The 27,000-nt window shown below is 59.2% G+C and carries 29 protein-coding genes; 14 read left to right on the forward strand and 15 right to left on the reverse strand.

Annotated features, from left to right (window positions below; genetic code table 11):
* Positions 1-40 precede the first annotated feature (40 nt).
* The gene (locus tag K6118_RS00335) at positions 41-913 is read right to left on the reverse strand and encodes a branched-chain amino acid aminotransferase (protein ID WP_247118132.1); all 873 of its coding nucleotides are present in this window, start codon (positions 911-913) and stop codon (positions 41-43) included.
* A 124-nt stretch (positions 914-1,037) separates the two neighbouring features.
* Here K6118_RS00335 and K6118_RS00340 point away from each other — a divergent pair, with 124 nt between their 5' ends.
* The 7 genes from K6118_RS00340 (at position 1,038) to K6118_RS00370 (ending at position 6,445) form a co-directional block, all read left to right on the forward strand.
* Positions 1,038-1,526: a MarR family winged helix-turn-helix transcriptional regulator gene (locus tag K6118_RS00340; RefSeq protein WP_247118133.1), complete on the forward strand. Its 489-nt coding sequence runs from the start codon at positions 1,038-1,040 to the stop codon at positions 1,524-1,526.
* 24 nt (positions 1,527-1,550) lie between these two features.
* The gene (locus tag K6118_RS00345; RefSeq protein ID WP_247118134.1) at positions 1,551-2,138 is read left to right on the forward strand and encodes a PAS domain-containing protein; all 588 of its coding nucleotides are present in this window, start codon (positions 1,551-1,553) and stop codon (positions 2,136-2,138) included.
* 99 nt (positions 2,139-2,237) lie between these two features.
* Complete coding sequence (locus tag K6118_RS00350) at positions 2,238-2,798, forward strand: PAS domain-containing protein (RefSeq protein WP_247118135.1); 561 nt, start codon at positions 2,238-2,240, stop codon at positions 2,796-2,798.
* A 67-nt stretch (positions 2,799-2,865) separates the two neighbouring features.
* Positions 2,866-3,516, forward strand: a complete 651-nt coding sequence (locus tag K6118_RS00355) for a carbonic anhydrase (protein ID WP_247118136.1) — start codon at positions 2,866-2,868, stop codon at positions 3,514-3,516.
* The gene (locus tag K6118_RS00360) at positions 3,513-3,818 is read left to right on the forward strand and encodes a dATP/dGTP pyrophosphohydrolase domain-containing protein (protein ID WP_247118137.1); all 306 of its coding nucleotides are present in this window, start codon (positions 3,513-3,515) and stop codon (positions 3,816-3,818) included. The genes K6118_RS00355 and K6118_RS00360 overlap by 4 nt, the downstream gene beginning before the upstream one ends.
* Before the next feature lie 102 nt (positions 3,819-3,920).
* The gene (locus tag K6118_RS00365) at positions 3,921-5,945 is read left to right on the forward strand and encodes a M28 family peptidase (protein ID WP_247118138.1); all 2,025 of its coding nucleotides are present in this window, start codon (positions 3,921-3,923) and stop codon (positions 5,943-5,945) included.
* Complete coding sequence (locus K6118_RS00370) at positions 5,945-6,445, forward strand: hypothetical protein (RefSeq protein ID WP_247118139.1); 501 nt, start codon at positions 5,945-5,947, stop codon at positions 6,443-6,445. The genes K6118_RS00365 and K6118_RS00370 overlap by 1 nt, the downstream gene beginning before the upstream one ends.
* 1 nt (position 6,446) lies before the next feature.
* Here the strand turns inward: K6118_RS00370 and K6118_RS00375 are convergent, their stop codons facing one another.
* From K6118_RS00375 to petA, 6 genes are all read right to left on the reverse strand, one after another.
* Positions 6,447-6,875, reverse strand: coding sequence for a Rid family detoxifying hydrolase (locus K6118_RS00375; protein WP_247118140.1), 429 nt, complete (start codon positions 6,873-6,875; stop codon positions 6,447-6,449).
* Positions 6,876-6,942: 67 nt separating this feature from the next.
* A complete protein-coding gene (locus tag K6118_RS00380) occupies positions 6,943-7,362 on the reverse strand; it encodes a glyoxalase superfamily protein (RefSeq protein ID WP_247118141.1) in 420 nt (139 codons plus the stop codon).
* Positions 7,363-7,545: 183 nt separating this feature from the next.
* Positions 7,546-7,851 (reverse strand): ArsR/SmtB family transcription factor, encoded by a 306-nt coding sequence (locus K6118_RS00385; RefSeq protein WP_343269895.1) that lies wholly within the window; start codon positions 7,849-7,851, stop codon positions 7,546-7,548.
* A gap of 141 nt (positions 7,852-7,992) precedes the next feature.
* Entirely contained in the window at positions 7,993-8,784 is a 792-nt protein-coding gene (locus K6118_RS00390) for a cytochrome c1 (protein ID WP_247118143.1), read from the reverse strand.
* 13 nt (positions 8,785-8,797) lie between these two features.
* Positions 8,798-10,069, reverse strand: a complete 1,272-nt coding sequence (locus K6118_RS00395; RefSeq protein WP_247118144.1) for a cytochrome b — start codon at positions 10,067-10,069, stop codon at positions 8,798-8,800.
* Positions 10,070-10,080: 11 nt separating this feature from the next.
* Positions 10,081-10,632 (reverse strand): ubiquinol-cytochrome c reductase iron-sulfur subunit, encoded by a 552-nt coding sequence (gene petA / locus K6118_RS00400; RefSeq protein ID WP_247118145.1) that lies wholly within the window; start codon positions 10,630-10,632, stop codon positions 10,081-10,083.
* Between the two features lie 286 nt (positions 10,633-10,918).
* On the opposite strand from petA, the gene K6118_RS00405 reads away from it, so the two are divergent.
* From K6118_RS00405 to K6118_RS00425, 5 genes are all read left to right on the forward strand, one after another.
* Positions 10,919-11,380, forward strand: coding sequence for a tRNA (cytidine(34)-2'-O)-methyltransferase (locus K6118_RS00405; RefSeq protein WP_247118146.1), 462 nt, complete (start codon positions 10,919-10,921; stop codon positions 11,378-11,380).
* A gap of 8 nt (positions 11,381-11,388) precedes the next feature.
* On the forward strand, positions 11,389-12,264 hold the full coding sequence (gene hemF, locus K6118_RS00410) for an oxygen-dependent coproporphyrinogen oxidase (RefSeq protein WP_247118147.1): 876 nt from the start codon (positions 11,389-11,391) through the stop codon (positions 12,262-12,264).
* A gap of 13 nt (positions 12,265-12,277) precedes the next feature.
* Complete coding sequence (locus K6118_RS00415) at positions 12,278-12,724, forward strand: YqaA family protein (RefSeq protein WP_247118148.1); 447 nt, start codon at positions 12,278-12,280, stop codon at positions 12,722-12,724.
* 60 nt (positions 12,725-12,784) lie between these two features.
* Entirely contained in the window at positions 12,785-13,249 is a 465-nt protein-coding gene (locus K6118_RS00420) for a nucleoside deaminase (protein ID WP_247118149.1), read from the forward strand.
* Between the two features lie 88 nt (positions 13,250-13,337).
* Entirely contained in the window at positions 13,338-13,922 is a 585-nt protein-coding gene (locus K6118_RS00425) for a lipid-binding SYLF domain-containing protein (protein ID WP_247118150.1), read from the forward strand.
* A 122-nt stretch (positions 13,923-14,044) separates the two neighbouring features.
* Here the strand turns inward: K6118_RS00425 and K6118_RS00430 are convergent, their stop codons facing one another.
* The 6 genes from K6118_RS00430 to K6118_RS00455 form a co-directional block, all read right to left on the reverse strand.
* The gene (locus K6118_RS00430; RefSeq protein WP_247118151.1) at positions 14,045-15,388 is read right to left on the reverse strand and encodes a globin-coupled sensor protein; all 1,344 of its coding nucleotides are present in this window, start codon (positions 15,386-15,388) and stop codon (positions 14,045-14,047) included.
* A gap of 102 nt (positions 15,389-15,490) precedes the next feature.
* Positions 15,491-16,684 carry a CCA tRNA nucleotidyltransferase gene (locus tag K6118_RS00435; RefSeq protein WP_247118152.1) on the reverse strand — a complete coding sequence of 398 codons (1,194 nt, stop codon included), beginning with the start codon at positions 16,682-16,684 and terminating at the stop codon, positions 15,491-15,493.
* Positions 16,662-17,012, reverse strand: coding sequence for a hypothetical protein (locus K6118_RS00440; protein ID WP_247118153.1), 351 nt, complete (start codon positions 17,010-17,012; stop codon positions 16,662-16,664). The genes K6118_RS00435 and K6118_RS00440 overlap by 23 nt, the downstream gene beginning before the upstream one ends.
* Positions 17,009-17,632, reverse strand: a complete 624-nt coding sequence (locus tag K6118_RS00445) for a CoA pyrophosphatase (RefSeq protein ID WP_247118154.1) — start codon at positions 17,630-17,632, stop codon at positions 17,009-17,011. Before K6118_RS00445 ends, K6118_RS00440 begins: the two co-directional genes overlap by 4 nt.
* A 4-nt stretch (positions 17,633-17,636) precedes the next feature.
* Positions 17,637-18,221 (reverse strand): DUF1285 domain-containing protein, encoded by a 585-nt coding sequence (locus K6118_RS00450; RefSeq protein ID WP_247118155.1) that lies wholly within the window; start codon positions 18,219-18,221, stop codon positions 17,637-17,639.
* A 137-nt stretch (positions 18,222-18,358) separates the two neighbouring features.
* The gene (locus K6118_RS00455) at positions 18,359-18,919 is read right to left on the reverse strand and encodes a GNAT family N-acetyltransferase (protein WP_247118156.1); all 561 of its coding nucleotides are present in this window, start codon (positions 18,917-18,919) and stop codon (positions 18,359-18,361) included.
* 28 nt (positions 18,920-18,947) lie between these two features.
* Between K6118_RS00455 and K6118_RS00460 the strand changes: the two genes are divergently transcribed.
* Entirely contained in the window at positions 18,948-19,145 is a 198-nt protein-coding gene (locus K6118_RS00460) for a hypothetical protein (protein WP_247118157.1), read from the forward strand.
* A 234-nt stretch (positions 19,146-19,379) separates the two neighbouring features.
* Here the strand turns inward: K6118_RS00460 and groL are convergent, their stop codons facing one another.
* Together groL and groES are read right to left on the reverse strand one after the other, a co-directional pair.
* On the reverse strand, positions 19,380-21,023 hold the full coding sequence (gene groL, locus K6118_RS00465; RefSeq protein WP_247118158.1) for a chaperonin GroEL: 1,644 nt from the start codon (positions 21,021-21,023) through the stop codon (positions 19,380-19,382).
* Between the two features lie 60 nt (positions 21,024-21,083).
* On the reverse strand, positions 21,084-21,371 hold the full coding sequence (gene groES, locus K6118_RS00470) for a co-chaperone GroES (RefSeq protein WP_247118159.1): 288 nt from the start codon (positions 21,369-21,371) through the stop codon (positions 21,084-21,086).
* A 355-nt stretch (positions 21,372-21,726) separates the two neighbouring features.
* On the opposite strand from groES, the gene K6118_RS00475 reads away from it, so the two are divergent.
* Positions 21,727-27,000 (forward strand): alpha-2-macroglobulin family protein, encoded by a 5,274-nt coding sequence (locus K6118_RS00475; RefSeq protein WP_247118160.1) that lies wholly within the window; start codon positions 21,727-21,729, stop codon positions 26,998-27,000.

Genomic DNA, 27,000 nt, shown 5'->3' on the forward strand with positions numbered 1-27,000 from the left:
ATCATCGGGCGGCTTTTTTATGTTTGGCTAAGCCGGATGCCTAAGCGCGGACGCAGGCGTCATAGTCCAGCATCAGGGTCTTGGTGATCTCACCAACCTCGAACCGGTACGGGCCGATTTCGCTGAGCGGGGTTACCTCGGCGGCGGAACCGGTCAGGAACGCCTGTTCAAAGCCTTCCATTTCTTCCGGCATGATCGCGCGTTCGATAACCTTGATACCGCGCTTCTTCGCGAGGCCGATCACGGTCCGGCGGGTGATGCCATCAAGGAAACAATCCGGCTTCGGCGTGTGGATTTCACCGTCTTTGATGAAAAAGACGTTGGCGCCGGTGGCTTCCGCCACCTGCCCGCGATAATCGAACATCAGCGCATCATCAAAGCCCTTGGCTTCGGCCGCGTGCTTCGACAGCGTGCAGATCATGTAAAGGCCGGAGGCTTTCGCCTTGACGGGCGCGCATTCAGGCGCAGGCCGACGCCAATCGGAAATATCGAGTCTCAGGCCCTTCATCCGCGCTTCGGGCGAGAAATAGGACGGCCATTCCCAAACCGCGATCGCAGCATGGATCGTGTTCTTCTGCGCAGAAACACCCATCATCTCGCTGCCGCGCCAGATAACCGGCCGCAGGTACGCATCCACGAGATTGTTCTTCACCAGGGCTTCTTTACAGGCGTCACTGACCTGTTCCTGCGTGAAGGGGACTTCCATGCCCAAGGTCTTGGCGGAATAGAACAACCGCTCGGTATGTTCATCCAGCTTGAAGATCTTGCCGCCATAGGCGCGCTGGCCTTCAAAAACTGCGCCCGCGTAGTGCAGCGCGTGGGTTAACACATGGACTTTACACTCTCGCCACGGCCGGAATTCACCATCCATCCAGATCCAACCATCGCGGTCATCATACGGCGCAGATGCCATTCTTTAATCTCCAAACACCCTGGACATATAACATTATGTCGTTTTTAACTTGATCTCAGTAACATTATGTCTTTAATATGTCAATAAGGCTGACATAATTTACTGATTGATTTATCATCGAACGATGCAACGCAAATTACCTCATTCGAACCTATATCTACGCGAGGAAGAACTCCGGCGCGGAATCGAGCTTTTATACTTTGCTTACCGCGATTTCACCAAGGATCCAGATGACATTCTGGCGCAGTCCGGCTTTGGCCGGGCGCATCACCGGGTGCTCTATTTCGTCGGACGCAACCCAGGGACAACCGTGTCTGGGCTCCTGGGGCTTCTGCGCATCACCAAGCAGAGCCTGAGCCGGGTGCTCGGCCAGCTTGTCGATGAAGGCTATGTTGAACAGAAGCCGGGCGAAGTGGACCGCCGCCAACGTCTCCTGTATCTGACCGACAAAGGCGAGGACTTCGAAAAGAAGCTGTTCGCCACCCAGCGCAACCGCGTCGCCGAAGCCTACAAGAAGGCCGGACCGGAAGCAGTGGCCGGTTTCTGGGAGGTTCTTCTCAATATTGTTGACGAAGACCAACGCGACACAGTTCTAAGACAGATTGAAAAATAACCGCGTCCAGGGCATCCTTACCGTATGACCCCGGCCCACAGCATAGCGACCAGTAACAAGATCAGCCCAGAATTCACCCCGTTTCTGGCCTGCTGGCAGGCCTTGCCGCGATCCAGACACCCCTTTCTGCCCGCCAGGTCTGACTGCACACCGGCACGTCTTGGCCCTTTCCTGCCCAATATCGGGATCGGGCTCCATCAAGGGCCGGGGAAAATGGAGGTGCTTTATTACGGCAGTGTGCTGGAGCAGGTTTCGGGCCTCAAGGTTACAGGCATGAACTATTACGACCTGCTGCCTGAAGTTTTCCGCTCGCCGCTCATGAAATTCCACCACCTCCTCTTCTCCACCCCCTGCGGCGCCTATATCGCCGATTTCGTGAAAACAGAGGCCGGCAACCAATATCTGTATGAGTCGCTCCAGTTTCCGCTGACCGACGACAAGGGCACACCGACCTATCTTCTGCTCTATGGCCTCGGGCGCAAGCCCTTCACGGACAAGACAGACCGTAACATCGAAGGCATCGGACGCAGGGCGATCAAGGAAATGCATTATCTGGACATTGGGGCCGGTGCCCCTTCAGCCCGGATTGAGGATTTTATCTTTTACCGCTGAGGGAGGCCGCTTCCGCCGCTGGCGAAGAATGGCCGAACGATGCTACGATACCGCTGCTCACCGCGCATGAGCGACTGAGCCCACAAGGAAGGCGCGCCAATGTTTGTGCCCAACCCAGAGTTCGATGCTTTCTACAACGCCTGGCGCAGACTGCCCCGGCGAGCGCACGACTTACTGCCGAGCCGGAGCGACGTCGGACCGGATACCTTCCCTGGGCTATTGCCCTTCATGGCGCTCACGGAAATGCTTGGCCCCTGCTACCTCCATATATTTTATGCCGGCAGCGGCTTTGAGCGGAACGCAGGCCTGCCGATCGCCGACCAGAATTATTACGACCTGCTGCCCTTGGAGTTCCATAAACCCATGGCCAAGTTCCATGAAATTCTATTGGAAACCCCTTGTGGCGCGGAGGTCAGTGATATCATCGTCACGAGCCAGGGCAGCCGGTATCTCCATGAAACCATGCAGTTGCCGCTTGTGGATGACGACGGCGACGTCCGCTTCCTGATGGCCTACGGCCTCGGCCGCAAACCCTTTGAGGATGCCAGCAGCCGGACACGGGAAAGCCATAGCCCCGGCAACATCAAGGAACTGCATTATCTGGATATTGGCGCTGGTGCCCCTTCAGCGCGGATTGAGGATTTCATCTTTCATCGTTAGCTGCTATGACGCCGTAACGTCAGCTGATGTCTGACACATCATCTTCATCTGCATAGAGGACCCTGGCATGACCATCGACGACCGCCTGCGTGAAGGCTATCGCCACTTCCGCGACGTCATTTTTGAAGAAGACCGCCGCATTTATGAGGACCTGGCTGATTTCGGGCAGACGCCCCATACGCTGGTCATCACCTGCTCCGACAGCCGGGTGATCGTGCAGCAGATCCTGAATGCGGGCCCCGGCGACCTGTTTGTGGTCAGGAACGTCGCCGCCATGGTGCCGCCTTATGAAACCGATGCCGGCTATCACGGTACATCGGCCGCGATCGAATTCGCGGTCACCGTGCTTGAAGTCGACAATGTGGTGGTCATGGGCCACGTCGGCTGCGGCGGTGTCGCCAATGTGGTTGACCATGCCCTGCCCGAGGAAAGCTTCGTCGGCCGCTGGATGCGTCCGCTGCAGGACTGGGCCAAGGACAATGGCGACAGCTTCACCAAGGACCCGACCCTGCGCAAGCGCATCCTCGAACGCGCCGCGGTCAACCTGTCGATCGAGAATCTGAAAAGCTTCCCGTTCGTGGCCGAACGGGTCGAAGCCGGCACACTGAAGCTTTCGGGCCTTGTTTTCGATATCCGCAACGGCGACCTCGTCGAAGTGCTGGACCGGCGTGACACCAACTTCAACGTCCGCTCGGTGCTGGCGGACGCGGGTAAGTGAACCGCGAGACCCAACAAACCATTGCCACCTGGGCCGAAGAAACCTTCGGCCCGGTGGGCGACCCTGCCGTCCTGGTGAAGCGCGCCCGCGTTGAACTGGATGAGCTTCTGGAAGCCGTCGAAGCCGGGGATACCCCGGAGACAGGCCGGGAGACAGCGGACATCGCCATTCTCCTCTACCGGCTCATGGCGCTCTCGGGCCTCGATTTCGACGATGAAGTCACCGGTAAAATGGCGATCAACCGCGCCCGCACCTGGAAGCCCAAGGGCGACGGTACCGGCAGCCACGTCAAATCAGCCTGACGTCCTCAGTCCAGTCACATAACGGTGTAAGCCCACACCCTGCCCTTGCCAGTTTCCCGTCTGCTGCCTAAGCTCGCTGACTAGTTAGTCAGGGGGAAACATATGACTGGGAAATTCGCCACTTTCGCCGCCATGCTGATGATGGGGACGACCACCGCCCATGCCGACGCGCTCACCGACCTGATGCCGACGGCTGAACTGAAAGCGGTCGCGGCAGAGACCTCCGGTGCGCTGGCGAAACGGAACCTGGACCGCATCACGCTCTATCATCGCATGCGCGGCAGTGACCAGTTCAATGAAGCCGCCCAGTATGTGTATGACCAACTAGTGGCCTATGGCTATGACACCGCTGAGATCCTGCGTTTCCCGGCGGACGGCAAAACCATGTTCGGCACCCAGAAATCCCGCCCCGCCTGGCAGGTCGATTTCGCCGAACTGTGGGAAGTGAAAGACGAAGGCGGCAAGGAAGTCCGCGTCCACAAGCTGGGCGACTGGGCGGCACGCCCCCTCACCCTCGCCGAAGATAGCGACAGCGCGGACGTCAGCGCCAACCTCGTCGATATCGGCGCGGGCACCGCGGATGCCGATTACGCCCGCAAAAACATCCGCGGCAAGATCGTGCTGACCTCCAGCCAGCCGGACGCGGTGGAGGCGCTCGCGCTTCAGAAATATGGCGCTGTGGGCATCCTCTCCTACGCCGCCAACCAGAAGACCGGCTGGTGGAAGCTGGACGACAGCCTGGTGCGCTGGGGCCATATGTCCAGCTTCCGTGGCTATAAGGCCTTCGCCTTCATGACCAGCCTCGGCGAAGCCCGCAAACTGCAGGCGCGGCTGAAGGCGGGGGAGAGCGTCCGCTTCCATGCCAAGGTGGAAGCCCGGCGCGAGCCCGGCGAATACCGTATCGTCACCGCCACCATTCCCGGCAGCGACCCCAAGCTCAAGCATGAGGAAATCGCCTTCAGCTGCCACCTGGACCATCCGCGCCCCGGCGCGAACGATAACGCCAGCGGCTGTGTGGCCATCCTTGAAGCCGCACGGGTACTGAAGCGGCTAGTGGCCGAAGGCACGATCCCGGCGCCCAAGCGCACGATCCGCTTCCTGTGGCCAGCGGAAATCGAATCGACCACCGTCATGCTGAACGCCCGGCCGGACCTCGCCGCCCGCATCAAACACGTCATCCATATGGATATGGTCGGCGGCAACCAGGCCACCAAGTCAGTGTTCCGGGTCTCGCGCGGACCGAAAAGCGCCGCCGACATTTCCGGCGACATCGCCTGGGCCATTACCGATTTCGTCAATGAGAACACCCAGGCCTTCGCCGACGGCGAGGACACGGACTTCCCGCTCCTCTCCCCCGAAGGCACGCGCAACCCGCAGAGCGCGCTCAAGGAATGGATCTCCCTCGGCAGCGACCATGATGTCTTCGCCGCGGGCAGTTGGCGCATTCCGGTGACCTACCTGCATGACTGGCCGGATATCTATATCCACACCAACAAGGATGTGGCCGCCAATATCGACCCGACCAAGCTGAAACGCGCCGCCTTCATCGGCGTGGTGCAGGCGGAAATCCTCGCCACGCTCACCGATGCGGACAGCGCAAAGCTGATTGCGCTCGACCGCCCCGCCGTGGTGGCACGCGCGAGTGACCTGATGGCCAAAGCCCGTGATTATGACGCCGGGGACCAGGCCGCCGCGAGCCGCGGCCACTGGGCGACGGAAGCCCGCATCACCCGCAGCATCAAGGGCTATGCGCCCGAGGCCGACACCAAGGGCCTGACCACGCTGGCGAGCGGCATGCGGAAGCTGACAGGAATCAAGGAAGACACGGGCGTGAGGGTCGTGCCCGGCCCGGTCTATACCCATAACCCGGCCATCAAGGGCATCATGAGCGTGTTCGGCTATAGCTATCTTGAGGACAAGCTGGGCGCGGACAAGGTCGCCAAGCTGACCCTAATGCAAGCCGACAATGGCGAGGAAGTCTCCTATGAGGCGCTCAATTTCGTCAACGGCCAGCGCAGTGTCGCCGACATTCATGACCTGCTGGTCGCCGAATTCGGCCCCGTGCCGATGGATGCGCTGAAGGAATATCTGGCCGCCCTCGCCAGCATTGGCGTGGTAAGCACCTGATGTACGGTATCTTCTACCTATTTGCTTTGGCGATTGCTGGTGTGCTGGGCGTGTTTTGGGGCGGCCTTATTCCGGCTAATGACTTTGCAGATAAGAAGCAGCCAGGAACCAAGCGCTACCGACTGGGTTTTATTGTAGGAAGCGTTCATATTTTCGTCGGGATCAGCATTATTGAGACAATGCTGCTGGAACAGGCCATACAGCTTTTTGGTCACGGCATGGACCAACTTATTGTGCCCGGTCTACTCGTAGGCACGCTGCTCACTATAATTGGGTTCGGGATTTCCTATAGGTATAGGCTTGCGATTCTATGCCTGCTGCCCATCAGTGCCGAGATATTCTACCTCTATATTACTGACCTTGGCCACGGCATTTCCGGCGCCTCAACTGATGACATCATTGGCTTTATCGTCCTGACAGGCATCATCGCCTATATTGCTCTCTACATGGGCGTAAGGTGGCGTGAATTTGGAGCCAAACCTACCCAAGAAGGTTCCTAGTCTATTCCTTCACCGTCGCGAGGCATTCTATCTCCACACGGGCACCGAGGGCGAGACCTGAGGTGCCCATGGCGCTGCGGGCGGGATAGTGGCCGGGGGTGAAGTAGGTTTTATAGACCGCGTTCATCGCCTGCCATTCCTTGATGTCCGCCATCATCACCGTGCATTTGACCACATGCGCCATGTCGGAGCCGTTGGCCTCCAAGGTCGCCTTGATATTTTCCATCGTCTGCTTGGTTTCCGGCCCGATGCCGCCTTCAACCAGCGTCATAGTGCCCGGCTTTGCGCCCAGCTCTCCGGAGAGATAGAGCATGTTGCCGACGCGAACGGCTTTGGAGAACGGCAGCTTGGCCTGCAGGTTTTCAGCCGCCGCCGGAACAGCAGCGAAGCTCAGCAGCAAAGCCGCAGACAGAAAATGACGCGCGCGCATGGGTAAGCCCTCCCCCTTGATTGTTGGAGAAGCAGCTTAGCCCGACGCGAACGAGATCGGCAAGCGGTCAGTCAGCGAGCCGCCACAGCTGCATCTGCGGCACCCCGTCGGAGGTTTTCGCCTCGCTGTCGCCAAACCGGTCCACCGTGGCGGAGACCCGCTGGCGGAGCACGGAGAAGGCTTTGAAGGCAGACACGTCAAGCGGCGTGTCGAACGCAACACTGAGGCGCGTATGCCGGAGCCCATGGCTGTTGGCACCCTTGATGGTGCCGGTGAAGCTGTGGCCGAGATAGCGGCCTTCAACACGGGTGCCTGCCCCGAAGGTGAGGTAGGAGACACCGGCCACCGCTTCGAACGCAGCCCAGCTTTCATAGCCGTGGGCATGCGCGGCGCTATCAAGCGCGGCATCGTCCGGCACGGGCGCGGTTTCGGTTTGTGCATGGGTGTAAACCTCCCTGAGGGAGGGATGGGTATCAGTCGTCGTCATCGTCGGCCTCATTGCTGCCGGCATGCGCGATCAGGAAGATGGGCCCCGCATTGCCACCGAACCGCATGCCATGCATGAAACGGATGACGTCAGTCTGAGGAAGGCTTCACCGTGGCCTATGGCCCGCGGGCGGCAGGGGCCTTCCACCCTTAGGCCGCTTATGTAGGAAAAGTACGCAGGAAGTCAACCGGCGGCTTCGTTATAGCCGCGCACGAGGTCGGCGAGCGGCATGGTCTCAAACTGGTTGAGCCAGCGGCAGGCGATCTGATGCACTGGCACCGGGTTGATATAATGAAGCTTCTCCCGCCCCCGCCGTTTGGTGAGGACGAGGTCCGCGCGTTCAAGCACCGCCAGATGCTTGCTGACGGCCTGGCGGGTGATCGGCTGGCCTTCGCACAGCTGGCTTAAGGTCTGGCCGTTATTGTCCCGGAGCCTGTCCAGGAGCAGGCGGCGGTTCCGATCGGCAAGGGCGTGAAAAATATCATCCATGGTCATGGAAGTTTCTTAGCGCCCGGCTGTGTTGCTTGCAAGGCAGCTTTATGCCGATACGGGGGCACAGCGGGGCACAGCCCCAAGCAAAAAGGGCCGCCCGGTTGGGCAGCCCTTTTCTCAATCGCTTTTCACGAAGGCTTATGCGTCTTCGTAGAAGTTCTTGCCTTCCTTAACCGGCTTCCACAGCTTTTTCATGGAGCGGTACAGGACAAAGGCCCAGATCACCAGGAAGCCAACAACACCCAGACCGATACGGTGGCGGGCCGGCAGATGCGGGTCAGCCACGAAGGACAGGAAGTTGACCACGTCTTTGGACAACTGTTCCTGGGTGTTCGGCGTACCGTCCTGATAGTCGACCATACCGTCCGACAGCGGCTGCGGCATGGAGATGGCATCGCCCTTGAAGTATTTGTTGAAGTGCTTGCCGTCCGGGATCGAAACACCAGCAGGCGTTTCGCCGTAGCCGTTCAGGATGCTGTAAACATAGTTCGGGCCGTCTTCACGGGCCTTCACGATGAGCGACAGATCCGGCGGCAGCGCGCCACCGTTGGCGGCACGAGCAGCTTGCTCGTTGGCGAACGGTGCCGGGATCGCGTCAGCAGGACGGCCCGGACGGGTTACGGGGTCACCCGAATCATCCACACCACCGGGTACAGTGTACTCGGCCGCAAATGCCTTGATCATGTCCGGCTCGTAGCCGATGGCAGACAGGTTGCGGAAGTGGAAATACTTCAGGCTGTGACAGTTTGCACAGACTTCCCGGAAGACCTGCCAGCCACGCTGGACAGAAGGCAGGTCAAACTGGCCGAACGGACCCTCGAAGGACCATTCCATCTGCATCGGATGCTCAGGGCCTTCAGCGGCCAGAGCGGTGCCCGACATGCCGACTACGGCAGTAAGGGCGATCGCAATTGTTTTTACGAATTTCATCGTGCTCTTTCCCTTACTCAGCGGCTTTGATGACCGGGTTAGCAATGCTTTCCGGCAGCGGCAGCGTTTTTTCTTTCCGGGCCAGGTACGGCATCAGCACCAGGAAGTGGAAGAAATAGTAAGCGGTGCCGATAAGACCGAGCATCGGGACGATCCCTTCCGGGTGCTGGGAACCAACATACCCGAGGACAAACACGTCCACGACCAGGAACCAGAACATCTTCGAGTAAACCGGGCGGAACTTGGCCGAGCGTACCTTGCAGCTATCCAGCCAGGGCAGGAAGAACAGAAGGAGGATCGACGCGAACATGGCAATGACGCCCAGAAGCTTCGCCGGGATCAGGACGATATCGGTAAACGGAATGCCGATATTGAACGTGATCGAACGCAGGATCGCGTAGAACGGCAGGAAGTACCATTCCGGCACGATGCTGTCCGGGGTCGACATCGGGTTCGCCGGGATAAAGTTGTCGGCGGCACCGAAGGCGTCCGGCATGAAGAAGACAAAGGTCATGAAGATCGCCAGGAATACGGCAACACCAAAGCCGTCCTTAACCGTATAGTACGGGTGGAACGGGATCTGGTCGGCACCCGACTTGACGTCGATACCGAGCGGGTTGCCACTGTCGGACACCTTCTTGGCCCAGATGTGCAGGATCACGACGCCGGTGATAACGAACGGCAGCAGATAGTGCAGGCTGAAGAAACGGTTCAGCGTCGGGTTATCGACGGAGAAGCCACCCCACAGCAGGGTCACGATCGACTTGCCGACAACCGGGATAGCCGAGAAGAGGCTGGTGATAACCGTAGCACCCCAGAAGGACATCTGGCCCCAGGGCAGAACGTAGCCCATGAAGGCGGTCGCCATCATCAGAAGCAGGATCACGAGACCAAGCATCCACAGCACTTCACGCGGCGCCTTGTAGGAACCGTAGTAGAGGCCGCGGAAAATATGGATGTAAACCGCGATAAAGAAGAAGGATGCGCCGTTGGCGTGCATGGTACGGATGATGTAGCCATAGTTCACGTCACGGACGAAGTGTTCGATGCTGTCAAATGCCATCGCCGTGTTCGGCGTATAGTGCATGACGAGAACAATACCGGTGACGATCTGCAGAACCAGCATCAGGCCGGCCAGCGACCCGAAGTTCCACCAGTAGTTCAGGTTACGCGGCGTCGGCGTATCTTTGCCGACGACATTGTTGACGAGAGAAATAATCGGGAGCCGCTCTTCGAACCAGGCTAACGCCTTGTTTTGCGGCTTCGCTGCTTTCCATTCAGCCATAGTGCCCCCCCTTAACCGATCTTGATCGTGTTGGCATTGAGGAAGGTGTATTCCGGAACCGCCAGGTTCAACGGCGCCGGGCCCTTCCGAATACGGCCGGCGGTGTCATACTGCGAACCGTGGCACGGGCAGAACCAGCCACCATATTCGCCGCGCTGCTCACCAGTACGGGTGCCGAGCGGCACACAACCGAGGTGGGTACAAATCCCTACCACGACCAGCCATTCGGCATGGCCTTTGTGAACGCGTTCCGCATCGGTCTGCTTGTCCCGAAGGTCGGCCATCGGGACAGCACGCGCTTCCTCGATTTCCTTTTCGGTGCGATGCCGCACGAACACCGGCTTGCCGCGCCATTTGACGACCACGCCTTCACCGGGTGCGATCTTGCTGAGGTCCACTTCAGTGGAGGCCACTGCCAAAGTATCAGCAGCAGGATTCATCTGGTCGATAAAGGGCCAGGCGGCCACTACGGCGCCCACACCGCCCATACTGGCGGCGGCCACATGAAGGAAATCGCGCCGGCTGGCGCCACCTTCTTCGATAGTCTTGTCGTTTGTGCTCATGTAATCTTCCCTGACAGGAACGAGTTGCTATATGCAATCAGTCGCTCTTCCCCGAACTTATCCTACCCTTGGCATGACCCCCACCCCCTGCGTCAGGACGCCGCAGGGCAGACGCCACTAAGTTCGTCACCAGGCGCAATACGCCCAGTGAATGTGATCTGGTTTAGTCGGAGAGCGCAAAAGAGGCAAGGGTTTATCAGGCAAAGCCGGGAAAAAGTGGCAGAAATTAGGCTGGAATTAAACGCAAGCATTGCAGACAGGAGGCCGACTAATTAGGGTCCGCGCCATGGATATAGCGCTTTACCAACCCGACCAGCCCCAGAACACCGGCACCCTTCTCCGTTTGGGGGCCTGTATGGGCTGCCCCGTGCATGTCATCGAGCCCTGCGGGTTTCCCTTTTCCGCCCGCGCGCTCAAGCGCTCGGCGATGGATTATGCAGACTTCGTCACGCTCAACCACCATATAGAATGGGCCGCCTTCGAAGACTGGCGGAAAGACCGCGGGCGGCGCCTTGTCCTCTTGACCACTAAAGCTGACTGCGCCTACACCGACTTCACATTCACGCCCGATGATATATTGATGGTGGGCAGCGAGTCTTCCGGCGTGCCGGATGACGTTCATGCCGCAGCCGACGCCCGCGTAACCATCCCGATGGTGGCGGAGGCCCGGTCGATCAATGTGGCTGTCTCCATGGCCATGGTGCTCGGTGAGGCTCTCAGGCAAACGAACGGCTGGCCCAAAGGATAATGATAGATATGACCGACCTGACGATTGAGGATAAGAAACAGAAGGCTGCCGACTGGTTCCGCGACCTTCGCGACCAGATATGCGCCAGCTTCGAATCCATCGAGGACGACCATACAGGCCGCTTTTCCGACAGGCCCGCAGGCCGGTTCGAGCGCAAAGCCTGGGACCGGACCAACCAGGCCGACGACAAGCCCGGCGGCGGCGGCGTCATGTCGATCATGCGGAACGGTCGTGTGTTCGAGAAGGTCGGGGTCAATATCTCCAGCGTGCATGGCACCTTCACGCCGGAATTCGCCAAGAATATCCCCGGAGCGGATGAGGACCCGCGCTTCTTCGCGACCGGCATCAGCCTTGTGGCCCACATGAACAGCCCACGCGTGCCGGCGGTTCATATGAACACCCGTTTCATCGTCACCACCAAAAGCTGGTTTGGCGGCGGCGCGGACCTCAATGCGCCCTTGCCTAACGCTGAGGACACGGCTGACTTTCACGCCGCGCTCAAAGAGGCGTGCGACCGGCATAACCCGAGCTATTACGAGAAATACAAAAAATGGTGCGACGAATATTTCTATGTCCCGCACCGGAACCGGGCGCGTGGCGAAGGCGGCATCTTCTATGACGGTCTGAACAGCGGTGACTGGGACGCGGACTTTGCCTTCACCCGCGATGTCGGCACCAGCTTCAACGAGATTTATCCCGCCCTCGTCCGCCGCCACATGAGCGAAGACTGGACCGATGAGGAGCGCGAAACCCAGCTCGTCTACCGGGGGCTCTATGCCGAGTTCAACCTGGTTTATGACCGCGGTACCACGTTCGGGCTCAAGACCGGCGGCAATGTGGAAGCGATTCTGATGTCGCTGCCGCCTGAAGCCAAATGGCCGTGAACACCAGAAGCCAATGACCGAAGCCCTTGTCCTTGCCGGGCTGTTCCTCAATGCCTTTGTGGCGGCGACCCTGTTGCCGGCCTGGTCGGAAGTTACGCTGACCGGGCTTCTGGCCACAGGGCAAAGCAGCCCTTTGGCCCTGTTCCTCGCCGCGACCACCGGCAATATCCTCGGGTCCATTCTCAATTGGTGGCTTGGCAAGAACCTGCTGCGGTTTCAGGACAAGCGCTGGTTTCCCTTCAAGCCCGAGCAGCTCGAACGGGCGCAAGGCCTGTTCGCGCGCTACGGCATGGGCAGCCTGTTGCTCGCCTGGGCGCCGATCATCGGCGACCCGCTCACCTTTGTCGCTGGCATTTTGAAAGCACCGCTGCTGCCCTTCGTGATCCTCGTCGGGATCGGCAAAGCCGCGCGCTATGGGCTTATCGTGCTTGGGGTTACCTGGGCGATGACGGGCGGGTAAGCCATTGCAGGTCCGCCACTTTTGCCGCACACTCATGAGCAATAGACACGAAGGATGCACATGACAGACGCTGCCACACATCGCTACTTCATGGCCGACGCCTTCAAGGAGGCACAGAAAAGCTATGATGAGGGCGGACTGCCGATCGGCGCCGTGCTGGTGGAAGACGGCCACATCATCGCCCGTGGCCATAACCAGCGCGTCCAGAATGGCGACCCCACCGCACACGGCGAGATGGACTGTTTCCGTGCCGCCGGCAGGCGTCCACGCTATGATAAGACCACGCTCTACACCACCCTCAGCCCCTGCATGATGTGCGCAGGCACCATCGTCCAGTTCGGTGTGAAGCATGTGGTGATCGGCGAGGCCAAGAACTTCGGCGGCAATGAGTCGTTTCTGAAGGACCGCGGCGTTGCAGTCACCGTCCTCGACGACCCCGCCTGTACGGAGCTTATGGCGCGCTTTATCAAGGAAAAACCCGCGCTTTGGGATGAAGATATTGCAGGCAGCGACAGCCGGGCGTAAATCAACCGCCACACGACTGCCTCAGAATTGGCGAAATTGGCTGCCACAAAACTCTGAGACCAAACAAACGAGAATACGAGGGAACCCCATGGCTATTTTACGACGACTGACCCTGCTGATGCTTGTGTTCGCGGTCGCCGCGCCTGCATACGCCGATAAATACGAGGCCAAGCGCGAAAAAATTCGCAATATGCGCCAGGAAGTGTTGGCCGAGCTGTTCAAGGAACGCCCCCAGGCCAAGACCGAAATCAAAAACTCGGAAGGCTATGCGGTCTTCTCCAACGTCGGCGTCCAGATCCTGCTGTTCGGTGGCGGTGGCGGGACCGGCGTGGTGCATGACAACAAGTTCGGCCAGGACACCTACATGCATATGGCCACCGCAAGCGTCGGCATCGGCCTCGGGCTCAAGGACTTCCGGGCCGTGTTCATCTTCTATGACCGCAAGTCGATGCAGAATTTCATCAAGCACGGCTGGGATTTCTCCGGCGAAGCTGATGCCGCTGCCGTTGCCGAAGACAAGAGCGGCGACCAGAAAGGCGGCCAGATCGGCGAGGCGGCCTCCGTGCGCAAGAAAGTGGTGGTCTACCAGTTCACCAAAAACGGTCTGGCGCTGCAGGCCTCGCTTCACGGCACCAAATACTGGCGCAGCAAGAAGCTGAACCGGAAGGACTGATCCCGTCCGACAGCTCCCGGCATCGGGAGAATATATTCAGACACGAAAAAGGGCGGCCAAGACCGCCCTTTTTTATTAGTACTTGCCCCACACCTTAGGGGCGCGGTGCCATCAAGCCGTACTCAATTCTGGCCCGACTGCATCTGTTCGATCACCTCATGCACGCGGGAGCGCAGCTCAAGCGCCGTCTCTTCCGTCTCACCCGCGGCCCTCGCCATTTTGTCCGTAAGCTCATTGGCAACACCGGTCTGGTCGGAGATCTGGTAAATCTCCGCAGTCACCTGCTGGGTTCCCGCTGCGGCTTCCTGCACATTCTGGCTGATCTCACCGGTGGCGACCATCTGTTCCTCAACCGCATCGGCGATCGACGTGGCATTCGCCTTCATGTCGGCGATCACGGCCTGGATGCCGCCGATAACCTCGGCAGTATTTTGGGCGGCGTCCTGGATCGCGTTGATCTGGTCGCTGATGGTATCGGTCGCGCGCGCGGTTTCGTTCGCCAGGCTTTTGACCTCGCTTGCCACCACAGCGAACCCGCGACCGGCGTCGCCCGCGCGGGCAGCCTCGATCGTGGCGTTGAGTGCCAGCAGGTTGGTCTGGCTAGCGATATCGGAAATCAACTTCAGGACATTGCCGATTTCGCGCGCGGTGGTCGAGAGGCCATCGATGGCCGTTGTCGCCCGGTCTGCTTCGGTGACGGCGCGGTCGCTGATGTCCCGCGACTGCACGGCCTGACGCCCGATTTCCCGGACGGATGCGCTCAGCTCTTCTGTTGCAGCGGCAACAGTCCCGACATTCACGCTGGCCTGCTCGGATGCTGCGGCGACCGCGGTTGCGCTCTGGCTGATACCCTGGACAGACACCACGAGATCAGACGCCGAATCCTTAACGGTGGTCGACTGATCGACAAGCGTGGATGCCACCATCTGCACCTGGCTTTCCAGCTGGGTCGCGAGGGTCGCGAATTCGGTTTTCTTGGCCTCCGATATTGCGTCCTCATAGATCGAAAGCGCCAGGTCCATGTCCAGCATCAACGCCTTGCCAACCGCCCCGAGAACCAAGGAGCCTTGCTCGCCAAACTCGCCTGCGAGAGAGATCATCATCTGATTAAGGACGAAGGAATAGCCACCGATATAAATCGTCGGGGCAAGGCCGATCCGGAAATGGGCCGTCCCGATTGTACGCGCGCTTTCATGATATGCGGCATCGAAGCGGCCGGAAAGCAGCTGCGCCCAGTGGCTCTTCTGCTTGTTCTTGAGGACGGGGAACCGGTCTTGCGTACCCAGGATTTCACGGGCCGACGGGATCTCCCAAAGATGCTCGTAGAAACGGTCCAGAATGGCCGGCAGATGGCTGACAATTCGGTCTGCCGAATTGGCTAGCAGTTCCGAGGTCGCCTTATCGATATCGAAAAGGCGCAGCCGCTCAGTCAACGCGGGCGTTACAGAGCCGTGTACATCGAACATAAAAATCCCTCAATCCAAGCTTCAGAAGCCAAAAATAGAAGCCCATGCATACACACTAAAAAGTAAACGGAAATTAAAAAAAACCGACTATTGATTAAAAAATCAGTAGAATCGCGCCAAAAGAGTAGAACGCTCGACCCGAAAGTCATTTCTCACCCACTCAGCCTCTATCTCGGCGAGTCTTTCAGACACATCCGGCCCCATGGGAACGCCCAGTGCGATCAGGTCTCCCCCCTTGACCGGCAGGACAGGCACCGGCCAGTCCCGGACCCAATAGATGAGCGCCGGGTCCGGATCGCCCATCACAGTCAGAAGGTGCGCAAGGCCAGCCGCGCGGCCATGACGGTACACAAAGGCGCGGAGCGCCACCTCATCCATTACCCGGCCTGCGGCACAGCCGGTCGTCACGGCCTTCAGGTGCCGTTTCTGTTTCGCTGAAAGCCGGAGAGCTTTCGCAAGCGGTGCCACATCATCTGCTTTAAGTCCGGTTACGACAGCAAGACGGACAAACGCTTCCGGCTCACACCCCAGCAGCCTTTCCCGCGCGACCAATCGCATCAGCCCAGAGACATCGCCACCCTTACCGGGCAGATGGGCTGCCACGCCCGCGTCCACAAGCGCGGACCACGCCGCGACGGGATCAGGCGCCGAGAGGGTCTTGAGCATTTCATCACGCACCCGTTCCGCAGACAGCGTGTCGATCATATCCGCAAGCGACGTACAAGCGGCGAGACCTGCCGGGTCGACCGGTCCTTTGCCGTACCAGGCGTAGAACCGGAAGAAGCGCAGGATACGCAGGCCGTCCTCCCGGATGCGCGCAGCCGCATCGCCAATGAAACGGACATGCCCGGCCTTCAGGTCGGCAAGGCCGTCAAACGGGTCATAAACACTGCCGTCAAGCGCGGCATAAAGCGCATTCATGGTGAAATCCCGGCGGGCGGCATCCTCGCGCCAGTCGGTGGTGAAGGCGACTTCGGCATGACGACCGTCCGTCTTCACATCGACGCGCAGGGTGGTGATTTCCACATGCTGCCCGTCTTCCACCGCCGTCACGGTGCCATGGGCAAGCCCCGTGGGCACGACGCGGATACCGGCTGCCTTCAGGGCCGCCATCGTTTCTTCCGGGGTCAGCCGGGTCGCGGCATCAATGTCCCCCACCGTCTTGCCGATAAGCGTGTCCCGCACCGCCCCGCCGACGAAGCGGATATTATCCGCGCCCAAAGCCGTCACCACCTTCCTAACGAAGGGCGATTCCAGCCAGGAAGCCTGAAGCTTAGCGACCACCATCGGTGTCATCCGGCGTATCTTTTTTGCGGTCTTGCGGGGTCTCGGACGGCTTATCCTTGTCCGCGGGCACGAATTCGCCGGGAACGACCTTGCCGTTCTCACTGTGCGGCGGCACGTATTTAAGCCCAGCCTTGCCAAGGTCATCGTCCCCGAACCACAAGCCCAGGACGGACAGCAGCATCAGGATGATGAGGACCACCAGAGTTTTCCTCAGCCGCTTGAATTCATTTTGAAGTTCGGCTTCATCGCCCCGGTTGGCGATGCGCCAGCGCAGCCACATCCCCATGGCGACAAGCGGCAGCAGCAGAAGAACAAGGCGCAGAAATGCAGCAATCATGGTGTTGTCTCCTCCGCGGCTTCCAGCACGTCACAGAGATTAACGAGCATGGCTGCCGTTGCGCCCCAGATATGATAATCGCCATATGGCATGGCATAATAATGCCGCGTATGGCCCTTCCAGACCGTGGATTGTCGCTGATGATTGGCCCTGTCCAGGAAGAAGGTCAGCGGCACTTCGAACGCCACATCGACTTCATCTGGCTGCAGGGTCAGCTCGAAACCGGGCTGGACAAGGCCGACAACCGGCGTGATGACGAACCCTGTTCCCGTCCGGTATTCATCCAGAAAGCCGCAGACTTCGATGAAGGTGCGGTCAAGCCCGACCTCTTCCTCCGTCTCCCTCAATGCGGCATCGACTGCGTCCCGGTCCGCGGGATCAACCGCACCGCCGGGGAAGCTGACCTGGCCCGCATGTTTGGGCAGATGTTCTGTGCGTTTGGTCAGAAGCACCGTATGGCCTTCCGGCCGCGCGATGATCGGCACCAACACGGCGGCATCCCTGAGCGGGCTATCCTTCAGGAGTTCCGCCTTCAACTCGGCATTCAGGTCATAATCACTGCGTTTGCCTCGGGCCGCGGGATTATCGGGTCCGAGCGCACGGGTAAGCCAGGAGCGCATCGCGTCAGCCCTCCTGCCACTGGCCGAGGCTGAAGCGTTCGCCCCGGCTCTCGATCGTGAGTTCATTCACACCGGCTTTTCCCTGCATATCCGCCGCTTCGACCAGTTCATAGAAAACCGGCCGGGCGATCAGGGCTTCCAACCGGCCACGGACAAGCACATAAGGGCGCGGTTCCGCGGTTTCAGCGTCGGTTTCCACCCGGATGGGATGCTCGGCGTCAGCGATGACTTCGTCACCGACATTGGTGGTAAACTTCAGGAGCTGTGCGCCGCTATCATCCTTGAGGATATCCACCTGGGTGGCGATAAACGGCGCATCCTCAACCCGGATACCGACCTTCTCCACCGGCGTGACCAGATAGAAGCGACCATCCGCATCGTGCCTGAGTACCGTGGAGAACAGCTTGACCATGCGCTTGCGGCCGATGGGCGTACCCATATAGAACCAGGTACCGTCGCGCTTGATCTCCATATCGATGTCGCCGCAGAAATCCGGATTCCATTTCTCAACCGGCGGAAAGCGCTGGCCTTCCACCTGTTTGATCAAGGCTTCGAGATTGAAAGATGTGGGCGCGCGGTCGGCGGTCATGACACTGTCTCCTGCCCCTTTATATGGGCAGCACGTGGCGGAAGAAAAGGTTTTAAAACCAATATCATCCGCACCGGGCAGCCACGGGCCCGATGGAAAGCCCGGGGATGATTACCCCCGGGGTCTCGATTTAATTGTCAGGCAGCGGTTGGCAGCGCGCCAGCGCGGGCAGCTTCCACGGCGTCCGCATCAGGCGCGACCGAGACGATCTTGCCAACAGCGGGCAGCGACGGCAGCGTCGCCGGTTGCCGAACCAGCAGGCGGCGGGCGTCCTTGCCGCCGGGCATGGTGATATAGCGCGGCAGCACGTGCTCGAACCCGAACCGGCTATAATAGTCATGATCGCCCACAAGCAGGATACGCTGGTGGCCGGCACTGTTGGCCCGGGCGACAGCCCGTTTCATCAGCTCGGCGCCGATACCGTATTTCTGCATGTCCGGGGCAACCGCAAGCGGGCCGAGGAGGATGGCGCTTTCCTTCGTGCCGAGGATCATGTCCTGGATATAGATCGGCCAGAAGCGCACCGTCCCCACCAAGCGGTCATCCGCGCGCGCGACCCAGCTCAGATGGCGGAGTGCGGGCACATTTTCCCGAAGGCTGTAGGAAGATTTGGCGAACCGGTCCGGTCCGAAGGCCACATCCAGCAAGGTCTCAACCAATGCTGAATCAAAAGGCCGTTCTTGATCGTAGGTGATCATCGGCAGTGTATCCATATCAGAGGCGCACATGCGCCAAAAAGATAATCAAAAGCAGGCGAAGGAAGCTGGACTAGCAGCGCATCCGTCGTCGCGATCGGTTAACCCGGTTGATATGGAGCGTAAGTACCATGGCACCCATGACAGTTTTGTGTTCAAGATGGCGGAAATTACCAGTTTTTTCGCCCACCGCAAGATACTTTTTCTTAGCTTTTACATAAAACCGTAAAACTCCTAAAAATCATTTAATAACAATGCAAAAAAGGAAATGGCACCAAGGCAGGCACCGTTCCCTTAGGTCTAAAATATGTAGTTTTTCTTACGGATAAGGCTTCACCGCACCCTTGGCCGCCTTCGCCCCATAGCACCAGCGCCTCCCGGCCCCAGCTGCAAACCCAAAAGAGAAACCCCCGGAGCGGTGTGCCCCGGGGGTTTCCTGTACTCGGTACTGAGTTGGTTTGGCTTAGAAGCCCATGCCACCCATGTCCGGCATGCCGCCGCCCGGCATACCGCCAACCGGCTTGTCTTCCGGAATTTCGGCAACCATGGCTTCGGTGGTGATCATCAGACCAGCGATCGAAGCGGCGTCCTGCAGGGCGGTGCGCACAACTTTGGTCGGGTCGATGATACCCTTGGCAACCAGGTTGACATACTCTTCATTCTGAGCGTCGAAACCGAAGTCGGTGTCGTCCTGCTCCAGAAGCTTGCCAGCAACAACCGCACCGTCAACACCGGCGTTTTCAGCGATCTGACGAACCGGGGCCTGAAGGGCCTTGCGGATGATGTCGATGCCTTTGGTCTGGTCGTCGTTCTGGCCGTCAAGACCTTCGAGCGCCTTGGTAGCGTAAAGAAGCGCGGTACCACCGCCAGCGACGATGCCTTCTTCAACGGCCGCACGGGTCGCATGAAGGGCGTCATCAACGCGGTCTTTGCGTTCTTTCACTTCAACCTCGGTTGCACCACCGACCTTGATCACAGCAACACCGCCGGACAGTTTGGCCAGACGCTCTTGCAGTTTCTCTTTGTCATAGTCGGACGTGGTGGCTTCGACCTGGGCCTTGATCTGCTCGCAGCGGGCCTTGATGTCGTCTTCCGAACCGGCGCCGTCAACAACCGTGGTGTCTTCCTTGGTGATGTTGACGCGCTTGGCGGTGCCGAGCATGTCGACGGTCACGTTCTCAAGCTTGATGCCGAGATCTTCGGAGATCACCTGACCACCGGTGAGGATGGCGATGTCTTCGAGCATGGCTTTACGGCGATCGCCGAAGCCCGGAGCTTTAACCGCAGCAACCTTCAGGCCGCCACGCAGCTTGTTGACAACGAGGGTAGCGAGCGCTTCGCCTTCGATGTCTTCCGCGATGATCAGGAGCGGCTTGCTGGCCTGAACGACGGACTCGAGAACCGGAAGCATCGACTGCAGGTTCGAGAGTTTCTTCTCGTGGAGCAGGATGAGCGGGTTGTCGAGTTCGACAGTCATCTTTTCGGAGTTGGTGATGAAGTAAGGCGACAGGTAGCCACGGTCGAACTGCATGCCTTCAACGACGTCGAGTTCGCTATCGAGGCCTTTGGCTTCCTCAACAGTGATAACGCCTTCTTTGCCAACCTTGTCCATCGCGTCGGAGATCATCTTACCAACTTCGGATTCGCCGTTGGCGGAGATGGTACCAACCTGGGCGATTTCTTCATTGGTGGTGACGTCTTTGGTGCGGGCCTTCAGGCTTTCGATAACCTTGGTGGTGGCGATATCGATACCGCGCTTCAGGTCCATCGGGTTCATGCCGGCAGCAACCGACTTCAGGCCTTCGCGGACGATGGCTTGCGCCAGAACGGTCGCGGTGGTGGTGCCGTCACCGGCAACATCGTTGGTGCGGGAAGCTACTTCCTTCACCATCTGCGCGCCCATGTTTTCGAACTTGTCCTTGAGTTCGATTTCCTTGGCAACCGAAACACCGTCTTTGGTGATGCGCGGTGCGCCGAAGGATTTCTCGAGGACAACGTTACGGCCTTTCGGGCCGAGGGTGGTTTTAACGGCATCCGCAAGCGTATCGACGCCTTTGAGCATCTTGGCGCGGGCCTGTTCGTTGAACTTTACGTCTTTAGCAGCCATTTTTTGGGCTCCTGAACTGAAGGTTTAATTAGGAAACGACAAAGGGGATGGGCGAGTGGATTACTCGATGATGCCCATGATGTCGGATTCTTTCATGATCAGCAGGTCAACGCCGTCGACCTTGACCTCGGTGCCCGACCATTTGCCGAACAGAATCTTGTCACCGGCTTTAACGTCGAGCGGCGTTACTTTGCCGTCTTCACCGCGGACACCGGTGCCGACTGCCAGAACTTCACCTTCGGACGGTTTTTCCTGGGCGGTATCGGGCAGAATGATGCCGCCAGCGGTTTTAGCTTCGCTTTCAAGGCGCTTGACCAGAACACGGTCATGAAGCGGACGAAGAGCCATGGTTGTTCTCCTAAATGATAAAACAGGAAATGTTCCCTCTGTTAGCACTCACCCTAACAGAGTGCTAACACCGTGACCGTATGTAATCCGGGGGCCTTCCGGCTTCAAGAGGGGAAAGCGAGATTTTTTGACTCTTTTTTGCCAAGGATGCGCCCTGACGCCGAAAACGGAAAACCAATATCATTCAGGAAAGGGAATGTCCCTGTCATGGGAGCTTCGGCCGCGCGTCATGTCAAATTGGGGCAGCGTGACGCGTTTCTAACACAATTTTCCAGATCTCGACGCAAAGCAGGCAGGGTTTGACCACAATTATAGGTAAAGTTACACATAGATACTTCTATCCTTGGGGGAAAATATGCGCCGCTTCGCCACCTTATTGCTTATTGCACTTGTCTGCCTTGCCACTCCGCTCCTGCCGTCTGCCAAGACCATGGCGGGTGACATAACATCACCCACGGTTCTTGAAGACAGGTCCGCAACCGCCGCCCGGTTGCTCGAGGCAGCGAAGCAGCGAGTCCATGAGCTTGAAACGCTGGAGGCCGCTAAATCGGTTGATGGCCTCAATCTTTCCGATGCTCTTAAACAGGGGCTCCCCCCGACGCCTCCTGAAGGCAGCATCAAAGATTTCAAAAAACGCTATAGCGCAGAACTCCAGCTCGCCCAGCATGCCAACCAGAGCTACCCCTGGCGCAACGCGGCTGAGGCCTGGCTGAAGGTCGGGCGCCTTGACGATGCCTACGGCGCCGCATGGCACCTGCTGCATGTAGCGGACAACCCGGGTGCCCGCGCCGGTGCCCTCGACACTTTCGTGAAAATCCTTTTGGCTGACCACAAACCCGAAGAGGCGCTGACGACACTTCGGGAAGCGCAGGCGGTCTATCCGATCGACAGCCGCCAGATATGGCTTAATTCTGTAGAAGACCGCTTCACCCTGCGCATTACCGACCAGACCGTCGACACCGAAGGCAAGTCCCCGCGCGCCTGTCTCGTTTTCTCCCATCCCTTACGGAAGACGCTGCCGATCCCGGTGGAGGACTATGTCCGCGTAACCGGCGGCCGTGATGTTTCCATACAGGCCGAGCATGACCGTATTTGCCTCATGGGGCTAACCTACGGCGACAAGATGGAGGTTACCGTTCTGGCCGGACTGCCCGGCGAGGAAGGGACCAAGCTCTATAAGGATACCACACGCACCATCGTCATTTCGGACCGGCCGGCACGCCTTGTTTTCGGCAATGGCACCTATATCCTGCCCAAGGTGGGTGACGAGACTGTTCCCCTCAAAAGCGTCAATGTGGACACGGCGAGCCTGGCCCTGTTTCGCGTGCCGGACCGCGGCCTCGTACCCTGGATGAATTCAGGGCTTGAAGGCAAGAACCTCAATGGTTGGGCGCAGGAGAATTTGGGCAACAATATTGGCGAGAAGGTCTGGAAAGGCCATGTCGATATTGACACGGTCAAGAACGAGGACGTCACCACCCTCGTGCCGATCAGGGACATGCTGAAGACGAAAAAGCCGGGCATCTATGCCCTGGTCGCAACACCCGGAGACGGAAAACAACAGCAGGAGTGGGAGCCACAACAAACCCAGTGGGTCGTGATCTCGGACCTGGGCATCATGACACTTCAGGGAGCGGATGGTCTGCATGTCTTCGTCAATTCGTTGGAAACGGCGAAGCCGCTTAAGAACGTGACCATCAAGGTCATCGCCAGGAACAACGACATTCTCGCCGACGTCCAGACCGACAGAGACGGTCAGGCCACGATCGCCGCTGAACAGTTTCGGGGTACAGGCGGTAATCTCCCGATGGCTCTGACAGCCAGCACCTCGAAAGGTGACTATAACTTCATCAAGCTTCAGGGCGCGGCCCTGGATATGAGCGACCGAGGCACCGAGGGCCGTAAGACAAGCGGGCCGCTTGATGCTTTCCTCTATACCGAACGCGGTATCTACCGCCCCGGCGAGACTGTTTTCCTGTCTGGCCTGTTGCGGGATGCACAGGCGCGCGCCGTTGGCAAGCTGCCTTTGACCCTCGTCATTACCCGCCCGGACGGCGTCGAAGCCGTCAAAAAGCGCATCACCGGCGACAGCTTGGGCGCCTATGCGTTTGACTATGGCTTGTCGCCCGCCGCCCGCACAGGCCTGTGGCGGGTTAGCCTGCTTGCGGATAACGAGGCCCAAAGCGTTGGTGAAACACATTTCCAGGTAGACGATTTTGTCCCCGAACGGCTCAGCGCGAAACTCGATACCCTAAAGAACCAGTTAAGCGCTGGCGTGTCCCTGGAAGTGCATGTGCAGGCGGACTTCCTGTATGGCGCACCAGGCGCTGACCTTACAGGAACACTCTCCACCACGCTTGCAGCTGACCCGGCGCCCTTCAAGGAATGGAAGCGCTATCATTTCGGGCTGGTACAGGACGAATTTTCCGGCGAAAAGCTGAACAGCCTCCCCCTCAAGACAGACGCCACCGGGCTGGCGCGGGTCGCGCTCGTAGCAAACAAGCTGCCAGACACAACCCTCCCCCTTAGGGCCAAGCTGACCGCCGAGATCCAGGATGTTGGCGGGCGTCCCGTTCAGGATGCCGTTTGGCTACCGGTCAAGCACGCCCCGGTGATGCTGGGCGTGCGCGCTGAACAAGATGGCAGCTTTGAAGAGAACACGCCCGCCGCCCTTTCGGTTGTCGCCGTGGACGGTAACGGCAAGCCGCTTACAGGCAAAAACCTGACCGCCGTGTGGGTCAAGGAACACTATAGCTATACCTGGTACCAAAGCCGCAACCGGTGGCAATATCGCCCCAGCTTCTATGATGAAACCATGGGCGAAGAACAGGTCCGCAGTGGTATGGATGGCACGGTCCAGCTTTCGCGGACACTGCCGTGGGGACGATACCGCCTCGATGTGCGCACCCCGGACGGCAAGGCGGCGGCAAGTGCGCGCTTTACCGTCGGCTGGTGGGCCGCATCCCAAAGCCCGGACGTACCGGATGGGCTGGAACTCTCGCTGAAGTCAACGGCACTGAAAAGCGGTGACCGGGTGCACGGCCATGTGAAGGCGCCCTTTGAAGGGATCGCGCTGATTACGGTGGCAAATGACCGGGTGCTCGCCCACAAAACCATCCATCTGAGTAAAGAGGGCGGCGACTTTGACTTCAAGGTGAAGAAAGACTGGGGGCCGTCCGCCTATATCCTGGCGACTGCCCTGCGCCCTGATGCCGGGGCCATATCGCGCCTGCCCATACGTGCAACCGGCCTGACCTGGTTCTCGATCGACCGCAAAGCCCGGTCAAAGGCGATTGTCTTCGATGTTCCGAAAACCGCCCTGCCCGGCCAGAAGATCACCATTCCCATCAGACTTGAGGGGGAAAGACCACCCGGCGAAATGAAAGTAACAGTGACAGCGGTTGATGAGGGCATCCTCAATATCACGCGGTTCAAGACCCCGAGCGCCGACGCATTCTATTTCGGCAAACGATGGTTCGCCTTCGACATCCGGGATATCTATGGCCGCCTCATCCGGTCAGAGGCAGGCAAGCGCGGCAAAATCCGTACTGGCGGCGGCGGCCTTGAAGAAGTGGTCGTCACCGGGAGCCGAGTGGACAGGAATAGCCCCACCAGCAATCTCTTCAACCCAATGACACGCACAACAAAAACCGTGGCCCTGATCAGCCGGAACATCAGCCTGGATGACAAGGGTGAAGGCAGTGTCACGCTGACCCTACCTGACTTTTCCGGCAAACTGCGCCTGATGGCAGTCGCCACTTCGGTGGGGGCTGTGGGGACGGGCAAAGCCGACCTGACCGTGCGGACGCCCGTGGTCGCGGACCTGATCACGCCGCGCTTCCTCGCGCCGGGGGATCAGGCGCAAGCCACCCTCAGTGTCCAGAATCTGTCGGGCCAGGATGGGACCTTCACGGTACAGCTCGAAACCCTGTCGCAGGCTATCGGGCTTCAGGCACCCCAGGAGACCGTCACCCTCAAGAATGGCGAACGTCGTGATCTGACCATACCGCTTCAGGGTATCACCGTCGGCACGGCAGGCATTGACCTGGCCGTCACCGGCGGCACCATGACGCCGGTACACCGTCATTATGATATCTCCGTCCGCGCGGCATGGCCCTATGTGACACAGCGCAACAGGTTCTCCCTGACACCCGGCAAAACGGGGACTGCAGACGGTATCGCCTTGAGCAGCTTCTATAAGGGCACTGTCAGCCAGGACCTGGTCGTGACCTCGCGCCCCAACCTGGAAGCCGGGCGTCTGTTCCAGGACCTGGACGACTATCCCTACCGCTGTAGTGAACAGACAGTTTCGCGGGCGATGCCGAACCTGTTCTTTAAAGAGCTGAACAGCCTTTACAAAATGCCCTCAGACAATAGCCACGCAGCAAATACCGTGGAAAGGGCCATTGCCCGCCTGCTGGACCGTCAGCGGTCGGACGGTAGTTTTGGTCTGTGGAACAGTTTCGGCTCACGATATGACTGGCTGGATGTCTATGTCACAGATTTCCTTCTACGCGCCCGGGACAAAGGCTATTTCGTGTCGGACTCTGCCATCAGCCTCGCCCTTTCCCGGCTGAAACGCATGGTGGCGAACCGTGGCCAGGGATTCCCGGAAGCCCAGGCGTATGCCCACTATGTCCTCGCGCGTTATGGTGACGTCTCAGCAAGCGAAGTCCGCTATTTCGCTGACCAGTTCGCCCCCAAACTGAGGTCCCCGCTGGCCATCGCGCAAATAGCGGGTGCCCTGAAAATCATGGGGGAAGCCGACCTTTCAGCCCGCCTTATGGTCAAGGCGGTGCATACGAGCCGCAAGGACGCAACCCTATGGGGCGACTATGGCTCCCGCCTGCGTGACCTGGCCGCGATCACGACCATCCTTAAGGAGACCGGGGTAGACGCCAGTTTAATGGCCGACCTGGCCGACGGGCTGGAAGCGAGTGTCGCCAAGAACCGCTGGCTGAACACCCAGGAAATGGCTTGGCTTTCCCGCGCCGCAGCCGCCTTCGCCGGGAACAATGCCAGCGAGATGACGTTCGCGATTAACGGCACGGAAACAAAGGCCAAGCATGGCTTCTGGCAAAAGATATTTGCCAAGGGCACAAACCTGGCGACAACCTCCATCATCAACACGAGCGACACGTCCCTGAGGGTCGTTCATTCCGTGCGGGGCATCCCGAAGGCTGCCCCTGATGAAGTCTCCCACGGGTTTCGCTATGCCCGGTCATATTATGACCTCCAGGGCCACCCCATCAGCCCAGACAGCCTCCCCCGGAACGGCCGGTTTGTCGTCCTCTTGTGGGGGCAGGCCGATGCGGAAGCCATTGAGGACCCGCTGCTTGTAGACCTGCTGCCTGCGGGGCTCGAAATCGACAGCACGGACACGAGTGATCTTTCCTTCCTCGGCGACCTGACCTCGGTCGAGTTCTCCGACGCGCGGGACGACCGGTTTGTCGCCGCGCTCAAGATTGTGCCTTTTACGCCCGACAAATACCGGTCGTTCCGCGTAGCCTACATCGTTCGGGCGATCACACCCGGAACCTACGTGATGCCAGGGCCTTTCGTGGAGGATATGTACAAGCCCCGGTTCCGCTATCAGGGCAAGGCATCCCAACTGGTGGTTAAGGAGTGA

This window comes from Kordiimonas marina (assembly GCF_023006325.1).
In the GTDB taxonomy this organism is placed as follows: domain Bacteria; phylum Pseudomonadota; class Alphaproteobacteria; order Sphingomonadales; family Kordiimonadaceae; genus Kordiimonas; species Kordiimonas marina.

What these genes read in the sequence shown, in the direction of transcription:
- K6118_RS00395 (WP_247118144.1), bottom strand. Translation starts at nt 10,069, where the DNA reads ATGGCTGAATGGAAAGCAGCGAAGCCGCAAAACAAGGCGTTAGCCTGG.
- groES (WP_247118159.1), bottom strand. Translation starts at nt 21,371, where the DNA reads ATGGCTCTTCGTCCGCTTCATGACCGTGTTCTGGTCAAGCGCCTTGAA.
- K6118_RS00365 (WP_247118138.1), top strand. Translation starts at nt 3,921, where the DNA reads ATGACTGGGAAATTCGCCACTTTCGCCGCCATGCTGATGATGGGGACG.
- K6118_RS00345 (WP_247118134.1), top strand. Translation starts at nt 1,551, where the DNA reads ATGACCCCGGCCCACAGCATAGCGACCAGTAACAAGATCAGCCCAGAA.
- K6118_RS00355 (WP_247118136.1), top strand. Translation starts at nt 2,866, where the DNA reads ATGACCATCGACGACCGCCTGCGTGAAGGCTATCGCCACTTCCGCGAC.
- K6118_RS00385 (WP_343269895.1), bottom strand. Translation starts at nt 7,851, where the DNA reads ATGGATGATATTTTTCACGCCCTTGCCGATCGGAACCGCCGCCTGCTC.
- K6118_RS00460 (WP_247118157.1), top strand. Translation starts at nt 18,948, where the DNA reads ATGCGCCAAAAAGATAATCAAAAGCAGGCGAAGGAAGCTGGACTAGCA.
- K6118_RS00440 (WP_247118153.1), bottom strand. Translation starts at nt 17,012, where the DNA reads ATGATTGCTGCATTTCTGCGCCTTGTTCTTCTGCTGCTGCCGCTTGTC.
- K6118_RS00335 (WP_247118132.1), bottom strand. Translation starts at nt 913, where the DNA reads ATGGCATCTGCGCCGTATGATGACCGCGATGGTTGGATCTGGATGGAT.
- K6118_RS00390 (WP_247118143.1), bottom strand. Translation starts at nt 8,784, where the DNA reads ATGAAATTCGTAAAAACAATTGCGATCGCCCTTACTGCCGTAGTCGGC.
- K6118_RS00380 (WP_247118141.1), bottom strand. Translation starts at nt 7,362, where the DNA reads ATGACGACGACTGATACCCATCCCTCCCTCAGGGAGGTTTACACCCAT.
- K6118_RS00375 (WP_247118140.1), bottom strand. Translation starts at nt 6,875, where the DNA reads ATGCGCGCGCGTCATTTTCTGTCTGCGGCTTTGCTGCTGAGCTTCGCT.
- K6118_RS00430 (WP_247118151.1), bottom strand. Translation starts at nt 15,388, where the DNA reads ATGTTCGATGTACACGGCTCTGTAACGCCCGCGTTGACTGAGCGGCTG.
- K6118_RS00350 (WP_247118135.1), top strand. Translation starts at nt 2,238, where the DNA reads ATGTTTGTGCCCAACCCAGAGTTCGATGCTTTCTACAACGCCTGGCGC.
- K6118_RS00435 (WP_247118152.1), bottom strand. Translation starts at nt 16,684, where the DNA reads ATGACACCGATGGTGGTCGCTAAGCTTCAGGCTTCCTGGCTGGAATCG.
- K6118_RS00455 (WP_247118156.1), bottom strand. Translation starts at nt 18,919, where the DNA reads ATGATCACCTACGATCAAGAACGGCCTTTTGATTCAGCATTGGTTGAG.
- K6118_RS00415 (WP_247118148.1), top strand. Translation starts at nt 12,278, where the DNA reads ATGACCGAAGCCCTTGTCCTTGCCGGGCTGTTCCTCAATGCCTTTGTG.
- K6118_RS00445 (WP_247118154.1), bottom strand. Translation starts at nt 17,632, where the DNA reads ATGCGCTCCTGGCTTACCCGTGCGCTCGGACCCGATAATCCCGCGGCC.
- K6118_RS00475 (WP_247118160.1), top strand. Translation starts at nt 21,727, where the DNA reads ATGCGCCGCTTCGCCACCTTATTGCTTATTGCACTTGTCTGCCTTGCC.
- K6118_RS00405 (WP_247118146.1), top strand. Translation starts at nt 10,919, where the DNA reads ATGGATATAGCGCTTTACCAACCCGACCAGCCCCAGAACACCGGCACC.
- K6118_RS00425 (WP_247118150.1), top strand. Translation starts at nt 13,338, where the DNA reads ATGGCTATTTTACGACGACTGACCCTGCTGATGCTTGTGTTCGCGGTC.
- K6118_RS00450 (WP_247118155.1), bottom strand. Translation starts at nt 18,221, where the DNA reads ATGACCGCCGACCGCGCGCCCACATCTTTCAATCTCGAAGCCTTGATC.
- K6118_RS00420 (WP_247118149.1), top strand. Translation starts at nt 12,785, where the DNA reads ATGACAGACGCTGCCACACATCGCTACTTCATGGCCGACGCCTTCAAG.
- petA (WP_247118145.1), bottom strand. Translation starts at nt 10,632, where the DNA reads ATGAGCACAAACGACAAGACTATCGAAGAAGGTGGCGCCAGCCGGCGC.
- groL (WP_247118158.1), bottom strand. Translation starts at nt 21,023, where the DNA reads ATGGCTGCTAAAGACGTAAAGTTCAACGAACAGGCCCGCGCCAAGATG.
- K6118_RS00370 (WP_247118139.1), top strand. Translation starts at nt 5,945, where the DNA reads ATGTACGGTATCTTCTACCTATTTGCTTTGGCGATTGCTGGTGTGCTG.
- K6118_RS00340 (WP_247118133.1), top strand. Translation starts at nt 1,038, where the DNA reads ATGCAACGCAAATTACCTCATTCGAACCTATATCTACGCGAGGAAGAA.
- hemF (WP_247118147.1), top strand. Translation starts at nt 11,389, where the DNA reads ATGACCGACCTGACGATTGAGGATAAGAAACAGAAGGCTGCCGACTGG.